Source organism: Arthrobacter sp. B0427-1-12, assembly GCF_059092905.1.
Map to the genome: position 1 here is coordinate 1 of NZ_JBNHIC010000059.1, position 19,306 is coordinate 19,306.

The window sequence follows — 19,306 nt, forward strand, 5'->3', positions numbered from 1 at the left end:
TACGAGGTCCTCAAAGCACTCCAGGAACACCTCGTCCAACTGCTTAGCCGCTGCCCCTACTGCCAACACGCACCACCGACCTAACAAAGTACTACTAAGCCTCCGCCGCGTAATCGGCCGTTTACGTGACAGTCAGGACGATACCCTCCAGCTTGTGACTGTTAACCAGGGTTGAGCGGGCGGTTCGCCGGCAGCGGCCTTCATCGAGCGCACTGTGATCGACTTGCTCGACCGATCGGCTGGATTGGCCTCCGCCAAGTATCGACAGAACACGTGAAGGCGTCTCTTTTATAAGGTCCTGCTGTCTATTGCAGTTACCGAATTGTCGTCTATTCATTCGCCCCTCGCACAGCGGGAGTTCGGCTGCCGCGACGCAGCCGAACTCCCGATAGCGGCGGGGATCGGCCCTTTGGGCCGATGTTCATGGCGCTTCCCTCATCCATGTACCTCCTACTGCTCGAAGGTCACGGTCAGCACTGCGCGGCCAAGCGTGTGGCTGTATAGGTTGAAGGCGAGAAACGCTGGCGTAGCATTTTCGGGCAGTCCCAGGGATTCCACATCCACTGCGTGCACCGCTAGGTAGTAGGTGTGTACTCCGTTGCCGGGAGGCGGCGCGGCTCCCAGGTACTGCTTGAGTGAGAGGTCGTTGGCCAGTTGCCAAGCACCTTCCGGCAGGCCGGTTCCGGACTGAGAGCCTGCCCCGGCCTTGAGCTCGGTGACTGTCGCGGGGATGTCTGCCACTGCCCAGTGCCAGAATCCGGAGCCGGTGGGTGCCTTGGGGTCATAGACCGTGACGACGTAGCTCTTGGTTTCCTCCGGTGCGCCCGACCATGACAAGTGTGGCGATATATCCTCGCCTCCAGCGCCGAGGAGGCCGCTGCGCTGCGGGACCGCCCATTCGCCGCCCTCCGACACGTCGTCGGAGGTGACTGTAAATTCGGTAACGGCCGGCAGATCGGCAAAGGGATCCCGCGGTTTGGTCATTGTTGCTGCCATGATTGCTCCTAAATGAGTTGCTGGCGCATTTGGTCGATGATGTATTCCGCCTGCCGCGTCGCTAAGGCAACGATGGTCAGGGTGGGGTTGGCCGCTGCGCCGGTCGTGAATACGGAACCGTCGGAGACAAAGAGATTGCTGATTTCATGCGACTGTCCGAACGCGTTGACCACCCCGTCCTCGGGGCGTGAGCTCATCCGTGCCGTGCCCAGGTTGTGGGTGGAAGGGTATGGCGGGGTGTGCGTCGTATCATCCGAGCCCACAGCGGAGTAAAGCAGGTCGGCCTGTTTGTAGGCGTGTTCCCGCATTGCCGTGTCGTTGGGATGGTCGTCGAAGTGCACATTGGGTACTGGCAGCCCGTGTGCGTCCGTGACCGCGCTGTTGAGCGTGATCCGATTGGACTCCTGCGGCATGTCCTCGCCCACAATCCACATTCCGGCCGTGTTCACGTACTCGTCCATGGCATGCGCGAAGACGGGCCCCCACTCACCGGGGTCAACAAAGCTGGCTAGGAAAGCTGGTCCGAGAGAGAGGGTCTCCATGTAGTAGCCGCCGGAAAAGCCGCGTTCGGGATCATGGCGGGATTCATCCGCGATAATCCCGGCCATGGTTTCCCCGCGGTACATGCGCACCGGCTTGTCGAACCGGGCGTAGACGGATCCGGTGGTGTGTCGCATATAGTTGCGTCCCACCTGGCCGGAGTAGTTGGACAGCCCGTCTGGGTGCCTGGCATCGGCGGACATGAGCAGCAGGCGCGCCGTCTCGATGGCGTTGCCAGCGACGATGACGGCCCGGGCCAGCTGGCGCTGGGCCCTGCCCTTGGCGTCAACGTAGATCACCCCGTCCACCTTGCCGGACGCATCCACCGTGATCTGCACGGCTTGCGAGTTCGGCCGCAGGTCCAGCAGCCCGGTCTTCTGGGCCTTCGGGATCTCGCTGACCAGGGTGGACCACTTGGACTTGTTCTTGTCCCCCTGGAAGTTGAAGCCGTCCTGGATGCTCGCCGGCCGGCCGTCGTACGGCTCGGCATTCGTGGCGTAGGGACCCGTGGCATAGTGCCGGTAGCCCACGCGGTCGGCGCCATTGGCGAAGACCTTGTAGTTGTTGTTCGCGGGAAGCGCCGGGCGTCCGTGGCGATGGGTGCTGCCCATCTTTTTCTCGGCCGCATCGTAGTACGGTTCGAGGTCCTCGAGGCTGATCGGCCAGTCCTCCAGGTTGGCCCCCTCGATGCGGCCATAGGTGGAGCGGGTCTTGAACTCGTGGGCCTTGAACCGGGGAGTGGCGCCTGACCAGTGCGTGGTGCTACCGCCCACGGCCTTGACAATCCAGGCCGGCAGGTTTGGGAAGTCACGGGCCACACGCCAGCTGCCGCTGGTGGTTCGCGGATCCAGCCAGGCCATCTGGTTGAAGGCTTCCCACTCGTCGTTAACGTACTCCTCGTTCAGGATGTGGCCGCCAGCCTCCAGCGCCACCACAGGCACACCCGCCTTGGTCAGCTCGTACAGCGTGGTGCCGCCACCGGCTCCGGTGCCGATCACCACTACGGCCGAATCGTCGTCGAACTCAATTTTTGCCATTTTTGCCTCTCACGCTTCACGCCGGGCAGAGCCCGAGCTCGGTCCAACTCCGGACAGCTCGTCCGGGCCGGCGGCGGCAGCCGCGGCCGCGGCGGCGCCGCCGGCCTTCGATCCGTTCGGGACGGCCGGCACCGTCCTGGGAAGGAAATCGGACTGCACCTTGGCCGCCAGGGGGTAGGGAAGCGCCCCCTGTTCGGGCAGCTGCTCGTCCGCTTCCTGGATCCTGGGCTCCGGCAGCCAGTCCAGGTCATTGAAGCCCCGGTTGATGTACCCGCCGCGGTCGAAGGACGGGCCCTCATAGCCCAGCGCTTCCCAGATCTGAGGATCGTCATACAGGTTCAGGACAGTGGTCCGCCGGATGAACCCGAAGAAGACGGTTTCCTCGATGCTGCGCAGGACCTTCAGCGCCTCATCGTCGGTCAGGTCCACAAAGCGCCTGCCGTCCGCGGCGGCGTTGATGCTGGCCAGGCCCTGGGTCAGCTCAATCCGGAACCAGGTGGAGCCTGCGGCCTCCACGGCGATTTTCTCCGCGGTCCGCTGGTATGGGCCATCCGGGAAGCCCGGATGCGGGAAGGCGACGCGGATGATGCGGACCAGAGTGCGCTTGGCCTCGGCAGACAGCTGCGTCGCATTGAGCGATGGATACTTGGCTGGAAGTTTCATCGGGTCTCCTTTGATCGTCTGACTGGCAGTCTGCGTCAGTAAATATTGCTGGGCCGGACCATGCCCTCGGCCAGATCGCCGAACCCTGGGGCGATGATTTCCCCGGGGTGGTTCAGGATTTCCTCCACCACGAGGGTTTCGGTGGTCAGCAGCAGCGCGGCAATGGACGCCGCACTCTGCAGGGCCGACCGGGTGACCTTGAGTGGATCGATCACCCCGGCCTCGAACATGTCCCCATACTCGCCGGTCATGGCGTTGAAGCCGACTCCGGTGTCCGCCTCCTGCACCGTCTTTACGGCCTCGTCGCCGTCGTAGCCGGCATTGATGGCGATCCAGCGCAGCGGTTCCTCCATGGCGCTGCGGACGATGTCCATCCCAATGGAGGCATCCCCGCTCAGCTCCAGCCCGGCCAGCGCATGCTGCGCCTGCACCAGGGCGGTGCCGCCGCCGGCGACAATGCCCTCCTCGACGGCCGCCCGGGTGGCGGACAGCGAGTCCTCCACCCGGTGCTGCTTTTCCTTCAGCTCGACGTCGGTAGCGGCGCCTACGCGGATGACCGCCACGCTGCCGGACAGCCGGGCGATCCGCAGCTGGAGATTGTCGTGGTCGTGGTCATTCTCCGCGCGGTCCAGCTCGCGTTCGATCTGCTGGATGCGGGCGGCCACATCGGCCTCCTCCCCGGCCCCTCCCACGATGGTGGTGGAATGCTCCGTCACGGTGATCTTCCGTGCCCGGCCGAGGTGCTCAATGCGCACGTTTTCCAGCTTGACGCCCGAATCGGTGCTGACCACGGTACCGCCCATGATGGCTGCGAGGTCCTCCAGTTCCGCGACGCGGCGGTGGCCGAAGCCCGGTGCCCGCACCACCGCGGAACGGAACGTGTCATGGACGTTGTTGGTCACCAGCATGCTCAGGGCCGGCCCGTCCATGTTTTCGCAGAGGATCAGCAGCGGTTTGTTGGAGCGCTGGACCTGTTCCAGCACCGGCATCAGGGTCTGGACCGTGGTGATCTTCTGGTTGGTGAGCAGGACATAAGCGTCCTCCAGCACGGCCTCCATCCGGTTCTTGTCCGTGACGAAGTACGGGGAGATGTAGCCGTGGTCGAATTCCACGCCGTCCACGAAGCTCAGCCCGAGGCCGAACTGCGGCCATTCCTCCACGGTCACCACCCCGGAGATTCCCACCTGGGCCATGGCGCTGGCGAGGACGTTGCCGATCTCCGGATCATTGTTGGCCGAGATGGTGGCCACCTGCCGCAGGTCCTCTTCGCTGGCCACCTCCCGGCTGCGCTCGGTGAGGAGTTCGATGACGGCGGTGACGGATGCTTCGATGCCGCGCTTGAGCTGTATCGGATTGGCTCCGTCATCAACGGCGGCCAGACCTTCGCGGACCATAGCCTGGGCCAGGACGGTGGCAGTGGTTGTGCCATCCCCGGCCACGCCGTTGGTCTTGGTGGCGACTTCCTTGACCAGCTGTGCGCCCATGTTGGAGAACGGGTTGCGCAGCTGGATTTCCTTGGCAATGGTCACACCGTCGTTGGTAATGGTGGGAGGCCCGGTCAGCTTTTCCAGCATGGCGTTGCGGCCCTTGGGCCCCAGCGTCACTTTGACCGCGTTGGCGAGGGCATTGACGCCCTCTTCTAGCAGCTTCCGAGCCTCGGCGTTGAATCTCAGATCTTTTGCCATGTTGCACGCACCTTCTGTTGTTCGTTTACTGCGTTCTGTTGTTCGTTGACGGCGTTGGACCGGCAGGTTTCGGTTGTCGGGCAGTTTCCTTCCGGTTTCCGGGAATTACGGGACGAGGATGGCCCGGCCGCGTACCCGTCCCTGGTCCAGGTCGATCAGGGCGGTGGCAAACTCGGAGAGGGGGTAGGCGGTGGTGTGCAGGGTGACTTTGCCTTGCGCGGCCAGGGCCATCAGCTCCACGAGATCGTTGTAGGATCCCACCAGGTTGCCGATGAAGTTGATCTCGGTGGAGATGATGTCGATGGTGGGTATCTCCAGCCGGCCGCCGTAGCCGATCACGAAGTAGCTGCCCGCCCTACGCAGCATCGCGATGCCGTCCTCGATGGCCCCGCTTTCGCCGACGAAGTCCAGGACCACCTCGGCCCCGTTCCCGCCGGTCAGGGCCAGGACGGCATCCACCTGCTCGCCGTCGGCCACTACCGTGTGCCCGGCGCCCAGCTCCTTGGCCAGTTCCAGGGCCTCGGGGGAACGGTCCACCACGATCATTTCCGCCGCGGACAGCGCCGCCAGGACCTGGACGCCAATATGGCCCAGCCCGCCGGCGCCAATGATCACCGCCCTGTCACCCGGGCGCAGGATGCGGGCGGCCTTGGCGACGGCGTGGTAAGCCGTCAGGCCCGCATCAGCCAGGGCCGCAACGTCTGCCGGTTGCAAGGACCTGCCCAGCTTGACCACCGAACGGGCCGTGGTTTTCAGATACTCGGCGTAGCCGCCGTTGGAGTCGATGCCCGGGAACTTGGATTCGGCGCAGTGCACGTCGTCGCCGGCCCGGCAGGCCCGGCACAGGCCGCAGGTTGCCAGCGGGTGCAAGATCACCGGGTCGCCCGGGGCGATGTTCGTCACGGCGCTGCCGACGGCCTCCACCCAGCCGGCATTCTCGTGACCGATGGTGTAGGGCAACTGCACGCCGGACTTTTCCTCCCACTGTCCTTCGATGATGTGCAGGTCCGTCCGGCAGACCCCGGCCCCGCCGATCCGAACGATCACATCCATGGGACCGTCAATGGCGGGATCGGGCACCTCCACGAGTTCGGGCTTGCCATTGTATTCGCCCAGCTGGACTGCTTTCATGCTCTGCTCCTTCGCTCAGGGCCGCCTCGTACAGCGGCCCTGGGTTGCTCGGTTCCGCTCTGGTCGGTTCTGCCCTCGCCCGGCGGACCCGGGGCGGGCGCGGGGTGTATGTCCCAGCCCCGGGCCTTCAGCTCGGAGAAGTGCTGGACGCATCCCGCGCAGGAAGCGCCGCAGGCCGGCCGGGGAGCGGCGGTCATGGCTGGACCGGCTCCAGATCGAAGCCGATGTACTCGGCGGCCTCTTCCGGGTTGGCGAAGAGCATGGTGCGGTCATCAAAATGCACCATGCGCCCGTAATGGGTGGACATGATTTCCTCGAAGTCGGACTGGTCGAATTCGGTGCCCAGTTCTTCCCCGATTTCCGCGAAATCGAAGGTGAGGGTCTCGGTGCTGTCCACCCGGATCATGGAGGGATACTCAACGAGTGTCACTCCCGGCTTGCGGCCCATGACCTCGGCGACGACGTACCCGTTCTGGTTGTTCATCAGTGTTACGCCGCACATGTTCGAGGATCCTGCGACGGACCCGAATACCATTTCGCTCATCAGTTCAGCTCCTTCGGCACATCGATTTCCAGGTCCTTCAACAACATGTTGCGCAGCCCCTCCTTGGCCGCCTCGAATGATTCCGCGAAAGGCATCACGCGCTCGAGCGGCTGCGACCAGATGGGCTGGAGGTCCTGCGCCGCCTTCAGGCTCAGGGGGACCCAGGTGGTGAGCCACTCGGAAAGCTTCGCCTTATTGGCCTCCCCGTGTTCCTCGTCGCGGACGAGCAGGGAGAACAACGCCCTGGTGTAGGCCTGGTCGCGGCTGTAGTCGTGCTCGCCGGAACCCACTAGGCCGGGCGTCACATAGTCGCCGTTCCGGGCTGCGATCTGCATGATCAGGTGGCTGCGGAACAGCACCCCGACCAGCTGCTCGTAGACGACGTTGGTGGCGAAGACGGCCTCCGCCCAGTCCCCGGTGGCGGTGAGGCGCTCGACGTTTTCCCGTACGCCCTGCCAGACCGGGTCCGAATGCCACACCTCCCGGTGGACGTCACCGTCGAACCCGTCTACGGCTTCGCTCAGATCAAGGTTGTACAGCGCCAGGTCCTGGGCGAAGCGCAGCTTGTGGGCGCTGTTCACGGCCACGGCGGTGTTGATCATGTTGGTGGGCCCGGAGCGCTGAACGGCGGTGAACACGTGCAGGCCCAGACCATGTTCAGCGTGCATCCATGCGCCGAGGTTCCGTTCCACAAACCTGGTCCAGGTAGGAGTCCAGCCGTCGTAGGCCTTGGCCAGCTGCGCATTTGCCAGGTTCTGCTGGACCTGGCGGACCACGTTGGCGTTGTTGCGGAAGATGGTCTGCTCCCACTCGCCGTTGGGGTCACGGAACTGGTGCCAGTCGCTGGATTTCAGCGTGGTCCACTCCTTGGGATACCCGCCGGGGCCATCACCAAAACCATAGATCCAGCCCTGGTAGAGGTGGCGCTCCGGGTCCGGCTGTACGTCGAACGTCACGTCTTCATACATGGTGGCCCGGAGTTTTTCCGGGGTGAAGTAGCTGTACGACCGGCTCGTCGAGCTGGGAAACTCCAGAGCGCCGGCTTCGGCATCGGTGAATTCCGGCTTGGGAAAGCTGCGCTCCGGGTTGTCGGCCTTGGCCGTGGTGGGTGTGCTCATGGTGAATGCTCGCTTTCTTCACTCTTGGGGAACAGTCGTCGTGAACTTGTCGAAGTAGATTCGCTCGCGCGGAACTCCCTTGCCGTCCAGAAGGTCAATCGCGGCATCGACCATGGGCGGCGGGCCGCACAGGTACAGGTCGCTGTGCGCCAAGTCGGTTTCGCGGCGATCGAGAACATCAGTGACGAAACCGAAGTCGCCGTCCACGCCCAGCGACGCCCAGTCCGCGGTGTCGGCGTGGGACAGGCAGGGGACGAAGGAGAAATCGGCGAGCTGTTTGCCCAGTTCGCTGATCTCGGCGAGGTAGAAGAGGTCCTCGCCGGCGCGGGCGCCGTAGTAGAAATGCACCGAGCGCGGATTCTGCGTCTCCGCCAGGTGGCGCAGCAGGGACAGGATCGGCGCCATTCCGGCGCCACCACCGACGCAGACAATGGGACGGTCAGAATTGGCGCGGATGGTGAAGGAGCCGTAGGGCCCGGTCAGCTCCAGCTTGTCGCCGATCTTTAGTTCGGACTCGAGCAGGCCGGAAAACTTTCCGCCCGGGTAGCGTTTGATGATGAATTCCAGTTCCTGGGCTCCCTCCGGCGTCATTGCCATCGAGAATGAGCGGTGCTCGGTGGTTCCGGGGATGGTCAGGTCTGAGTACTGGCCGGGTTTGAACCGGAACCGGGTACCGTCGGGCAGTTGCAATTTCAGCGACACAATGTCTCCGGTCAGCTCCCTGATTTCGCTGATCGTAGTGGTCAGGTACTGAAGAGGAACCGCGTTGCGCAGTTCGTCCTCGTCAAAATTGATGAGTTCAACTTCGCAGTCGCTGTAGACATGCGTCTTGCAAAGCAGGACATACCCTTCCTCGCTCTCCGATTCGGCCAGGGCGAAGGTGGAGTACTTGTCCATCTGGACGTCGCCATCGATGAGAAAGGACTTGCAGGCCGAGCACTGGCCTTCCCTGCAGCCGTGCATCAGGGACACGCCCTGCCTGAATGCCGCATCGAGAACCGTTTCGTCCTCGTCGACGTCGATCTCGAGATCCACCGGTTCGAAGCGGACTTTGTGGTTATTGCCCATTTTTACTCCTTGAAAAGAGACACGGGATGGCTGGTCGGCCGGCTGGGCCCGGGGGCGGCGCGAGGCGCGTGCAGACGCGCCGCCCCCGGGTGCTCTGGGGGCCGTTACCCCGTGGTCGCGAACCTGCCGCCCGGACCGCCGGCCTTGTAGGCGGCGATGTGAGCCTCACGTTCGGTGTCGGACATCTCATTCAGGGTCACATTCGGGCTCGGGAAGGGAATGCCCTTGAAGTCATCGAGGGTCCACAGCTTCTTCGGATCATCCAGATCAAGGTGAGGCTGTGCGATGAGGGTCTTGCCGTCGTCCCGCACGTAGCCCAGCTTCTTGATGATGTGGGAGACCTCTTCGTTGTGGTTGAGCGTCTCCCATTCGCGGTGGCCGGTGAGGCGGCCCATGTTCGGCGTCGGTCGCCCTTCATACTCGGGCCGGAATGCCTTAATGTCGGTCCAGGCGCAGGCCTCGGAGCAATATGTCCTCCACTGGCCGTCGACCTTGTCGGTGACCATGTCCTCACGGATCAGGCACGGCACCATGCAGGTCCAGCACCGGTGCGGGTACTGATAGTCGACGTCTTCGAACGCGATGGCCTTGTTCCGTCCGGGATAGCGCAGCCGGTTGTAGTTCTCCCACCACTTGCCGTACTTGCTGTACCAGCCGGGGTACTTCTCCTCGAACCACTCGAAGTCCTGGTCCGTCATCGGATCGATCCGCCAGTAGTTGACGGGCCAGCCCGTGGCGAAGAACTGTGCCACCTCATGGACATAGCCCTTGTTGACGATGCGGTTCCAGGCCTCCTCCACCAGGTCGTGCGGAATTTTCAGCCCATACTTCTCCAGCGGCAGCAGATAGCTGCGGTAGTAGTCGTCGTAAATCCAGCGCTGCCACATCTCCGCGTAGCTGTCACGGTCCTTGCGCCGGTCCTTGGTGCCGTACTCGATGAACGTGCCGATTGCGGCGTCCACCACGCAGTGGTTGTTCCACCAGGCATAACGCAGGTCCCGTTCGAGCAGCACGCGGTTGTCCTCATCCGCCAGTGCCATCAGCAGGATGGAGTAGCCGTTGGAGATGTGCCGGGACTCATCGGACTGTACCGAGTGGAACACCGTCGGCAGCAGGTAGTCGCCGTTGGCCGCAGCCTCGGCCGGCATGGCCACAAACAGTGTGTTGGTGAAGGCCGTCTCGGCCACCACCGTCAGGTAGATATTCGCCGCGGTGATCGCATCACCGGTAATGAAGCCCTCGCCGAACTGTCTGCCGATGGTTCCGGCGTAGTTGTTGGCGAACGCCTTCTCGCTGATGTCGAATCCGGCCGGGTCGATGTAGTGGTTCATGTACAGCTTTTTCAGGTTCATCTGGATCGTCGAGTGCCTGACCTCATCGATCATCTGAACTGCCAGGCCGTTATGCAGGTCCGGGTTAGGGACTGCGTCGATTGCCATCGGCATGGCCCGGGCTGCGGAGATCTCTGGGAAAGGGATGATGGAGAGGAAGAGCTTCTGCCACTCCATCCAGCGTTCCTGTACCTGGCGGAACATATTGCCACGGATGGCGCCGTCCATGGCGCCGTAGACGCGGTTGTCCTTCTCCTCCTCCATTGGGAAGTAGGAGCGCAAAATCTGCTTCAGCGGATCCTTCTTCGGGGATTTCTCGAAGTTGTAGTCTGTGCCAAACCGGGTTGCCGGCGTCGCGAAGGTCGGTTCCCACGACAACTCGCTGATCTTCTTGTGCGCCTTGCTCAAGCTTTGCCTGCTCAACGCTGCCTCCTTATTAGGGCTTCGGGCACCCGTGGAGACTTCATAAACCCACGAGTGAGAGGCGATTCGCTTTCCGGTGCATGCCATGCAGCGGCCGGTTGTCGATCTGATTCCGGCCTGACCGCCTCTGTGATCTAATAAGACCGGACATCACCTGTGATGGGCGTCTCATTTTGAGATGGGTCTCAGCGTGAGACATCAGTACGATCCAAGTACGGCGGCGGCTCTTGGCTCGGCCTCACAAATATCTACTTGTGCTGGTCCAAGTGCGGGCAGACTTCGATGGTGAAGGTGGGGGATCGACGTGGAATTTGGGCCAAGGGGCTCCGATGAGCGCGGGCTGCACGAAGCCATAGACCGGCTCTTCGACGCGCAGGCGCCCGATACGGCGGCTGTGCGCGAGCCGATCCGGCAGTCCTGGCTCCGTTCCCAGGCTCTGACGGTCCGCCCCGACCGAGCGGAATCCCAATTCATCCGTGAGCCAAACGACGAAGCAACGTTGGTAAGGGCTGCCGCGCCGATTCTTGAGCACCTCGCCAATAACCTGGCAACCGATCCTGTTGCAGTCATTCTGACGTCCGCTGACGGGGTGGTCACCCAGCGGTTGTCCTCCGATCGAAAGATCAACAGTGCGTTGGACAATGTCCGGTTGGCCCGAGGCTACAGCTATTCAGAACAGTTCGTCGGCACCAACGGCATAGGCACTGCCTTGGAAATGAGGATGCCGGCGCTAGTACTCGGCCGTGAACACTATGCAGATGGTCTGGCCACCTTGTCGTGTGCGGGCGTGCCGATTCTCCATCCTGTGTCTGGCAAACTGCTGGGGGTCCTCAACCTGACAACCTGGGCAGCCAACGGCGGCGGCCTGCTCATGACTCTTGCAAAGACAGCAGGGCACCAGATCCGCGACCGCATCCTGAGTCAGGCGCATGAAGCGGAAACTGCACCTTTTAACGCCTTCCTGAAGGCCTCCCGTCGAACCCGGCAGGCCATCTTGGCCATTGCCGGCGACCAAGTGCTGATGAACCAGCAACTGCGGGGAGCCTTGGACATCCAGGATCTGCTATCACTTGTCGAATATGCCGTGGAGGCCACATCTGATCCGAGCAGCGGCACTTCCGTTGCGCTGTTGCCCAGCGGACGGAAAGTCACGCTCACCCGTGGAACGTCTACTGAGATGGATGATCAGGGCCTCGTTTTCACTGTGCAGCTGCTCGAACAGAGCAGGACGGCATGGACAGCGCCTGCCAGTCGGCGGAACCTGCCCGGGCTGGTGGGCAGAAGCGCCTCGTGGCGACGCAGCCAGCAGGAGGTCGAGCGATGCTACCAGGACGGCGGCTGGTTCCTCGTGGCCGGGGAGGAAGGCAGCGGCCGTACCGCCCTGCTCCGATCTGTGGCCACACAATACGGCGCTGCGGCTCGGCAGCAGGTACTGGATCGTGTAGATTTCAGGACCAGCGAGGAATACCTCAATGCGATCGCAGCGGCGTTGGAAGAAGACGATTTCGAACTGTTGATCCGCAATATCAGCTCGGTTGAGCGCGAACTCCTCGATCCGCTGGCCGGGCTGCTGCAGACTGCTGTGGGTGCCGGGCGTCTGACAGCAACGGTTGGCTCCCCGCTTGCCCATCCGGACTTCAAAGCCAGTATCCAGCCCTTTTTCGAGCACACCGTAACCATTTCCCCATTGCGCCACCGCATCGAGGATTTGAACGAGCTGGTGCCGCATCTGCTCCAGAAAATCGGCAACGGAGCCGGCGTCTCGCTTTCGCCGGAGGCTATGCAGCACTTGACCAAATTTAATTGGCCCGGCAATGTAGCCCAGTTACGAAGGATCCTCAGTGAAGTGATACTGCGCCAGCGCTCTGGTGTTGCTGGCATGGAGCAGCTTCCAGCCGAGGTGCGCGCCCTGAGCAGGTACCGCCTCACGCCAATTGAGGCATTGCAGCGCGACGCGATCGTGCAGGCATTGGAGGAAAACGAGGGCAACATGGCTAAAGCCGCCGCAGCTCTGGGCATGTCCCGCGCGACTATCTATCGGCGCAAACGTGCCTACGGGATTAGATAGTTCAAGCTTCCGTCTGAACTCCTTCGAGTCCTCGTTTGCCGATGGCACCTGCGGGCGATATGGATGTGCCTGCCGCTGAGCATTTCAACAGAGCAATGGGTCCTTGGCATCGAAGACACGCAACCTTAATTTATGGTCGGCTGATTTCCTCGAGCAGTTCCAGGACGTGCCTGTAGTCCTGGCCGGTCGCCCGTGTCATGCCCAGCTCGCACGTGCGGTTGCATGACGCGTACGCCGAGGCGCGGAAGGCTGCTGCCTCCGCCCCCTGACGCTGGGTGGCCGATGCCGTCAGTTCCGGGTGGAGCATCCCCCGGTCGCCGGCGAAGGCGCAGCAGCCCCAGTTCTCCGGCACGTCCACCCGCTCGGCCACGGCCTCGGCCACCGAAGTCAGGGAGGGGTTCAGACCCATGCGGGTGGACGAGCAGGTCGGGTGCAGGGCCACCGACGCGAGTTTCTGACGGTCCGTCAGCTGGGGCAGGATGTGTTCGGCCGCGAAATCGACCGCGTCCACGATCCGCAGCGGCCGTTGGCCGGCCAGCGGTTCATCGGACTCGATCGTCTGGCGCAGCCCCTCGGTGCAGGATGAGGCGTCGCAGATGATGGGCAGTTCTCCGTCCCGCGTCGCGTGCCTGAGGGCGGCGAGCGTCTTGTCCCGCATGGTGGCCTGGCCGACGGACAGGCCTTTCGAGGACCAGGGAGTGCCGCAGCAGAGCCCGTCGATGCCCGCCGGCACCAGCAGGGTGATCCCGGCCCGCTCACACAGCTGCTCGAAGCTGTACTGCACTCCGGCACCCGCGGCATTGCCGTCGTTCTTTCCGGAGCCGGCCGGACCGAACATCGTCCCCACACATGCCGGAAAGTAGACGGCATCCGGCTCGCCCACCGGCGCCGGCCGCTTCCGCGGTGATCCGCCGGCGGGCAGCTCGGCTGAGTACAGCGGCACCCGGTCCGCGCCGAGTACTGCGCGGGCCGCCTTGTTCGGCGGTACAACGGCAGCGGCGGGCACCCGTGAAACAGCGTTCAGCGCCAGCCCTGCCCCGCGGGTCACGGCGCCCCAGTGCCGGGCCGCGAGGTTCCACGCCGCGTTCTCCGCCGCACCGGCGTCGGCGCGGCGCAGCCGCTTGACCAGCAGGCCGGTATTGATGTCCACCGGGCAGGCGGTCTGGCACATTCCGTCGACGGCGCAGGTCTGGACGGATTCGTAGTCATAGTCCTTTTCCAGTTGCCCGGCCAGCTCCAGGTCGCCGGCCCGGCGGGCGGCTTCGATCGCCCGGAGGGTGACGATGCGCTGGCGCGGGGTGAGGGTGATGTCCTTGCTCGGACACACCGGCTCGCAGTAGCCGCAGGAGACGCAGCGGTCCACTTCCTCGGCCACGGGCGGGGCGGTCTTGATGTGCCGCAGGTGCGCCTGCGGGTCGTCATTGAGCAGCACGCCGGGATTGAGCACCCCGGCCGGATCGAACAGTGCCTTGAGCTGGCGCATCAGGTCGTAGAGTTCGTCGCCGTACTGGCGCCGCACGTAGGGTGCCATGACACGTCCGGTTCCGTGCTCGGCCTTCAGCGATCCGCCTTCGCCGAGCACCAGGTCGACCATGTCCTCGGTGAAGGCGCTGTAGCGTTCCAGTTCCTCGCCGCTGGCGAAGCCGTCGGTGAGCATGAAGTGCACATTGCCGTCCTTGGCATGGCCGAAGATCACGCTGTTGCGGTAGCTGTACTTGTCGAACAGCTTCACCAGTTCCCGGCAGGTGCGGCCCAGCACCGGGACGGGAACCACGATGTCCTCCAGCAGTGCCGTGGTGCCCTGCGGCCGGGCGCCGGCCACCGACGCATAGAGTCCCTTGCGCAGGTGCCACAGCGCGGCCCTGGCGGCGGCGTCGCGGGTGAAGTCCGACGGCGCCCCCAGCCCCAGCTGAGACAGCACACTGGTGCCCCGGTGCTGCAGCTCCGCCAGCTGTTCCGGGTTCCCTGCCGAATATTCGACGAGCAGGGCTGTGTGGTCCCGTACCGCCAGGTCGCTGACGACGGCTGGAGCCCCCTTCAGTGTCTGGCCCACCTTCAGGGACAGGGCGTCCATCAGTTCGACCGTCGCGGCGCCGGTCTCCACGATGGCGGGCAGGGCGGCGTTAGCCGCCTCCAGGTCCGGGAAGACCAGCAGGCCGGTGGCAGTGTGGGAGGGGCGTTCAACCGTGCGGAAAACGGCTTCGGCTACGAAGCCCAGGGTGCCTTCGCTGCCCACGATCAGGTGGGCCAGCATATCGACCGGCCGCTCGTAATCCAGCAGCGAGTTCAGGCCGTAGCCCATGGTGTTCTTCATGGCGAACTGCCGGCGGACCGTTGCCGCCGACGCCGGATTCTCCCGGATGCGGCGGGCCAGCCGGTCCAGCCCCTCGTACAGTTCCGGCTCCAGCCGGCGCAGCCTGTCATCCGCGTCCCGGGCACCGGTATCGACCACTGTCCCGGACGGCAGCACGACGGTGAGGGACTCCATGGTCCGGTAGGCGTTCTGCGTGGTGCCGCAGTTCATGCCGGAGGAATTGTTGGCGACCACGCCGCCGATGGTGCACGCCGCTTCGCTGGCCGGGTCGGGCCCGAACTTCCGGCCGTAGCGGGACAGGCGGGCGTTCAGCGCGCGGACGGTCACTCCCGGCTGCACGCGGACCCGGGCGCCGCCGTCGAGCACTTCGATGTCCCGGAAGTTGCGGCGCACGTCTACCAGGACGCCGTCGGTGACGGCCTGGCCGCTGAGGCTGGTGCCCCCGGAGCGGAAGGTCAGCGGCACGCCCTGGGCGGTACTGGCCTGCATGAGCGCGCCAACCTCGGTCGCGTTTGCGGCAACGACGACGGCCTGCGGGACCAGCAGGAAGTGGGAGGCATCATGCGCATTGGCGTGGAGGTCGATGGCGCGGGTCTTCACCTGGGCCGGATTGGCAACCGCGGCGCGCAGGGTGCTCAGCATTCTCCAACCGCCTTTCTTCAAGGACAGGAATTCGGAACGTCCTCAGCGTACGGGCGCGGCCCGGAATTTGGCTGCAGCCGTTATCACCCAGCGATAACGGCCATTGGATGCCGCTTGGAGGACACGCAAGACTCAAGGAACAGGTACCTCACACCCGGAAGGCAGAATCCCATGATCTTCATTGTCGTCAAGTTCAACGTCAAGCCCGACTGGTCCGACCGCTGGCTGGACCTGACCCGCGAATTCACCGAAACGACCCGCCGTGAGCCCGGCAACCTGTGGTTCGACTGGTCACGCAGCGTGGACAACCCGAACGAGTTCGTCCTGGTGGAGGCCTTCCAGGACGACGCCGCCGGCGATCACGTCAATAGCGAGCACTTCCGGCAGGCGATGAAGGAAATGCCGGAGGCTTTGGCGGAAACACCGAAGATCATCAGCCGCCAGATCGAAGGCAGCGACTGGGACCGGATGGGCGAGCTCGTCGTGGCGTAGCCCCGGTTAGTTAGCCCCGGTTCTGTTCGCGTTCGGCGGCGGTCCAGAGGTTCTCCGGCAGCGGAGTCCTCTGGACCGCCGTCGTTCTTAGTATTTGGTGTGGCCGCTGCGGCGGGACAAGATTGTGACATGGGACGCAACGACGTACTTACTGGAATGGCATCGGTCCGGAAGGCCTTTGCCCTGCTTGATGTCGTCGCGTCCAACAGCCGCGGCATGACGGCCAAGGAAATTGCGGCGGCCTTGGCCATGCCGCTGCCTACGGTCTACCGGCTGCTCAAGACGCTGGTGACCTCCGAACACCTGGTCCACCTTAAGGACGAGAGCCGGTACGGGCTCGGCTACAAACTGCATGCCCTGGACACCTCCCTGCGGCGCCAGATCGGCACGCCGCCGTCCGTGGCCCGCCTCGTGCGGGAGCTGCACGTCCGGGCGGATGCCGCCGCCTACTATGCCGTGCACCGCGGTGACGATATCGTCGTCGCCCACGTGGTGGACTCCCCTGCCCGTCCGCGCATCACCCCCATGGGTTTTGGTTTCAACGACGCCGCTCACGCCACCGCCTTCGGCAAAGTGCTGCTGGCGGCCATGGACCCGGAGCTGCGGCAGACGTACCTGGAACGCCACGGCCTGCCGGAAATGACCGACCGGACCATCTGCACTGTGGACGATCTTGAAGCCGAACTGCTGGGCGTGCGGGAGGGAGGGATCGCCGTCGAGCGGGAGGAATTCGTCCGGGGTGCGTCCTGTCTGGCCGCCCCGGTCACCAATCCGGCAGGACAGACGATCGGTTCGGTCGCTGTCTCCATGGATCCAGCCGATTTTTCCGCACGGGCCGGAAAGGTCGCGGTGCTGCTGCGCGATACGGCGGACAAGGTCAGCCGTGCACTTCGCGGAACACCGATGCTGCAACGATAGTTCCAACACCTTTGGCTGCAGCGGGTACGAGATTGTTTTGGAACGTCATGCCCGTGGATCGGGTCCTCGCCGTACAGCGCTATACGGTTGTTAAAGCCTCACTAGATGTCCCCGCAGTGGCGGCACCCCCGTGGCGGGAGCTTACGGCCCCGACCGAAGAGACTATCGTGCCCCTGCTGAAACTTACGGCGTAACCCACGAAGAGCTAACCTGTCCTGGCCCCCGCGGCGACATAACCAGAAGGTCTTCCGGCCTGTGTCATCCCCGCTCTTCCGCCGATCGCATCTTCACACAAGGCCGAGAAAGCAGTACGGAAACGCCGCGCCGCCGGCGTTCTCCGCGTCAATCAAGCGCGTGCAGCGGCGATCGCGTGTCCTATAAGCCGGTCCCCCATCGCGACATCCACGCGCCATTCCCCGCCGAGGAAAATCCCATACAGTGTGACTCTCACCGGCAAGTGGCCGCTTTCTGTCAGCGCTATTGGCCGCATCAAATGTGAGCCAGTAATGGGAACTCCTCAGTGGGCGTTCTTTGGCTCCGTGACGGGCCGTTGGGCAAGAACCACCGCTTGCGGTGTCCGCTCACATCGTCCCGGCGCGCGCACCATCCGGGCCAGGACATCGAACCCGGATCGGGTCAGGAGGTCCGTGACGAGCCCGGGGGTGAAGAGATGGGCGTCGAGCGATACCTCATGCCCGTAGGCGCTCGGCATATGACGCGGCCCGTCGCCGACTTGGAAGCTGAGCAGGACGAAGCCCTCAGGGGCAAGGACCCGGTGGAACTCGTCGAAGACGCCCGGTAGCTCGTCCGGCGCAGTGTGGATGATCGAGTACCAGGCGAAGACGCCTCCGAGCCGGGCATCCGGGAATGGAAGGTCCGCGAGCTCGGCAACGCCGAACGTGAGTTCCGGATAGCTCCGACGGGCAACCTCGATCATTCCGGGGACAGGTCGACTCCGGACACGTCGACACCGGCAGAGGAGAGCAGACCGGACATCCGGCCGGCACCGCAGTCCGCATCGACGACCGGACGCACGCCGACGGCGTTCACGTGTTCAGCCAAGGCACCGATCATTGCCCGATCGAGCGGGGCTTCGAAACTGGCGTCAGGGAGCAGCTTCGGGTAGCTCTCGGCGACCGTGTCGTATGCCGACCGAACAGAATCACGCCGCTCTTAAGGGTCCCTACCCCCACAGTACGCGCCGTCGCAGGTCCGGGAAGGCACGACCAGGATCGAGGAAGGCCCGTAGGCAGTCTTCGTGTGGGCGTACTTCGAGGCTTTGGTCGGAAGTAGCGCAAACGGCCGTTTACGTGACAACCGGAATCACCCGTCGCAGCTGCCCTATGGCTGTCACTTTACCCGTGACATTTTCTACGTCCCTCAAAGGTGTCGGCACAGCCAAATATGACAACGGGTTAGGGACGATTGTCAGCGGTCATTCCTCAGGTGCAAAAGCACCTCATACGTATTCGGCGCCTCCCGTTACGGAACCTCGTGTCGTGGCATCGACCCTCTTGGATTTTCCGGGGTGGTTGAACGGCGTCCCTGGTCTCGCCAGTTCTTCCCCGCATTGGTACATTGTGCGAACGATCCGCATCCAGCGGGCCGGGGGAAGTTCGCACCGATCGGAAGGCACACCTTATGACCAGCAGCAACTATCCGCAAAGCAATGCCGGACCGGAAATGTATCCACCGGCACAGCCAAACAGAACGAACGGCCTGGCGATTGCCTCGCTCGTCTCATCCTTCTTCATCAGCCTGCTCGGCATCATTCTGGGACACATCGCCCTCAACCAGATCAAGCGCACCGGAGAAGGCGGGCGCGGACTGGCCATCGCAGGTCTCATCATCGGTTACATCGGCCTGGTCCTGGGCATCATCGTTTTCATCAGCGTCATGGGCATGGCCGCAAGCCAGGCCTAGAGCACGCAGTACATAGGACCCCAGGGCGGCGAAGCCCGGAAAATTCCGGCTTCACCGCCCTGGCTCCATCCTGTCCATATTGCATCGATCGCCATCAGGAAGCTGCCGATTCATAGCTATAGCGGGCGGCATACACGTCAACGCCGATAACAGCGCACAGGGGTATTCAGCTGACCGGACTGGACTGCAGTCGTGGATGGGAGGCAGCCGGAGGCCGGTAGGCCCTACCCGAGGTCGACCGGGGAGTTTCAGTCCTGGTTCGCGACTGATGCTGGCTGCTTGGACTATCTGGGGTGGCTGCGCTGGCCGGAGGGAGTCGTCTGTCCGCGCTGCGCGCAGGTCGGCGGCTGGGCGCTCGGTGATGGCCGGTTCAAGTGCGCGGGCTGCGGGGCGCGGACCGCGGTGACCGCGGG

General features: G+C 63.9%; 17 protein-coding genes. 5 read left to right on the forward strand and 12 right to left on the reverse strand.

From position 1 onward, the window contains the following. Positions 1–450: 450 nt before the first annotated feature. The 9 genes from AC5RWU_RS20830 to AC5RWU_RS20870 all read right to left on the reverse strand — a co-directional run bounded on the left by AC5RWU_RS20830 (position 451) and on the right by AC5RWU_RS20870 (position 10,536). Complete coding sequence (locus AC5RWU_RS20830) at positions 451–996, reverse strand: YbhB/YbcL family Raf kinase inhibitor-like protein (protein WP_494032874.1); 546 nt, start codon at positions 994–996, stop codon at positions 451–453. An 8-nt stretch (positions 997–1,004) separates the two neighbouring features. Next, positions 1,005–2,573, reverse strand: a complete 1,569-nt coding sequence (locus tag AC5RWU_RS20835; RefSeq protein ID WP_494032873.1) for a GMC family oxidoreductase — start codon at positions 2,571–2,573, stop codon at positions 1,005–1,007. A 9-nt stretch (positions 2,574–2,582) separates the two neighbouring features. Then, on the reverse strand, positions 2,583–3,236 hold the full coding sequence (locus AC5RWU_RS20840; RefSeq protein WP_494032872.1) for a gluconate 2-dehydrogenase subunit 3 family protein: 654 nt from the start codon (positions 3,234–3,236) through the stop codon (positions 2,583–2,585). A 35-nt stretch (positions 3,237–3,271) separates the two neighbouring features. Continuing rightward, entirely contained in the window at positions 3,272–4,921 is a 1,650-nt protein-coding gene (gene groL / locus AC5RWU_RS20845) for a chaperonin GroEL (protein ID WP_494032871.1), read from the reverse strand. A 105-nt stretch (positions 4,922–5,026) separates the two neighbouring features. Next, positions 5,027–6,052, reverse strand: a complete 1,026-nt coding sequence (locus tag AC5RWU_RS20850; RefSeq protein WP_494032870.1) for an NAD(P)-dependent alcohol dehydrogenase — start codon at positions 6,050–6,052, stop codon at positions 5,027–5,029. A 193-nt stretch (positions 6,053–6,245) separates the two neighbouring features. After that, a complete protein-coding gene (gene mimD, locus AC5RWU_RS20855; RefSeq protein ID WP_494032869.1) occupies positions 6,246–6,596 on the reverse strand; it encodes a propane 2-monooxygenase effector subunit MimD in 351 nt (116 codons plus the stop codon). After that, positions 6,596–7,714, reverse strand: coding sequence for an aromatic/alkene monooxygenase hydroxylase subunit beta (locus AC5RWU_RS20860; protein WP_494032868.1), 1,119 nt, complete (start codon positions 7,712–7,714; stop codon positions 6,596–6,598). Before AC5RWU_RS20860 ends, mimD begins: the two co-directional genes overlap by 1 nt. 18 nt (positions 7,715–7,732) lie before the next feature. Continuing rightward, the gene (locus AC5RWU_RS20865) at positions 7,733–8,782 is read right to left on the reverse strand and encodes a 2Fe-2S iron-sulfur cluster-binding protein (protein ID WP_494032867.1); all 1,050 of its coding nucleotides are present in this window, start codon (positions 8,780–8,782) and stop codon (positions 7,733–7,735) included. Positions 8,783–8,886: 104 nt separating this feature from the next. Then, on the reverse strand, positions 8,887–10,536 hold the full coding sequence (locus tag AC5RWU_RS20870) for a ferritin family protein (RefSeq protein WP_494032866.1): 1,650 nt from the start codon (positions 10,534–10,536) through the stop codon (positions 8,887–8,889). Positions 10,537–10,840: 304 nt separating this feature from the next. On the opposite strand from AC5RWU_RS20870, the gene AC5RWU_RS20875 reads away from it, so the two are divergent. Continuing rightward, positions 10,841–12,604: a sigma-54-dependent Fis family transcriptional regulator gene (locus tag AC5RWU_RS20875; protein WP_494032865.1), complete on the forward strand. Its 1,764-nt coding sequence runs from the start codon at positions 10,841–10,843 to the stop codon at positions 12,602–12,604. A gap of 130 nt (positions 12,605–12,734) precedes the next feature. On the opposite strand, the gene AC5RWU_RS20880 is transcribed toward AC5RWU_RS20875, so the two are convergent. Then, positions 12,735–15,560, reverse strand: a complete 2,826-nt coding sequence (locus AC5RWU_RS20880) for an FAD-binding and (Fe-S)-binding domain-containing protein (RefSeq protein WP_494037186.1) — start codon at positions 15,558–15,560, stop codon at positions 12,735–12,737. Positions 15,561–15,731: 171 nt separating this feature from the next. On the opposite strand from AC5RWU_RS20880, the gene AC5RWU_RS20885 reads away from it, so the two are divergent. Both AC5RWU_RS20885 and AC5RWU_RS20890 read left to right on the forward strand, forming a co-directional pair. Then, positions 15,732–16,052, forward strand: coding sequence for a putative quinol monooxygenase (locus tag AC5RWU_RS20885; protein WP_494032863.1), 321 nt, complete (start codon positions 15,732–15,734; stop codon positions 16,050–16,052). Positions 16,053–16,181: 129 nt separating this feature from the next. Next, complete coding sequence (locus AC5RWU_RS20890) at positions 16,182–16,970, forward strand: IclR family transcriptional regulator (RefSeq protein WP_494032862.1); 789 nt, start codon at positions 16,182–16,184, stop codon at positions 16,968–16,970. 517 nt (positions 16,971–17,487) lie between these two features. On the opposite strand, the gene AC5RWU_RS20895 is transcribed toward AC5RWU_RS20890, so the two are convergent. Both AC5RWU_RS20895 and AC5RWU_RS20900 read right to left on the reverse strand, forming a co-directional pair. Continuing rightward, positions 17,488–17,907 (reverse strand): class I SAM-dependent methyltransferase, encoded by a 420-nt coding sequence (locus tag AC5RWU_RS20895; protein ID WP_494032861.1) that lies wholly within the window; start codon positions 17,905–17,907, stop codon positions 17,488–17,490. Continuing rightward, positions 17,904–18,032, reverse strand: coding sequence for a hypothetical protein (locus tag AC5RWU_RS20900; protein WP_494032860.1), 129 nt, complete (start codon positions 18,030–18,032; stop codon positions 17,904–17,906). The genes AC5RWU_RS20895 and AC5RWU_RS20900 overlap by 4 nt, the downstream gene beginning before the upstream one ends. A gap of 579 nt (positions 18,033–18,611) precedes the next feature. On the opposite strand from AC5RWU_RS20900, the gene AC5RWU_RS20905 reads away from it, so the two are divergent. Both AC5RWU_RS20905 and AC5RWU_RS20910 read left to right on the forward strand, forming a co-directional pair. Further along, positions 18,612–18,893: a DUF4190 domain-containing protein gene (locus AC5RWU_RS20905; protein WP_494032859.1), complete on the forward strand. Its 282-nt coding sequence runs from the start codon at positions 18,612–18,614 to the stop codon at positions 18,891–18,893. 192 nt (positions 18,894–19,085) lie between these two features. Beyond that, on the forward strand, positions 19,086–19,306 hold a 221-nt coding region (locus AC5RWU_RS20910), incomplete at its 3' end, for a transposase (protein ID WP_494032858.1).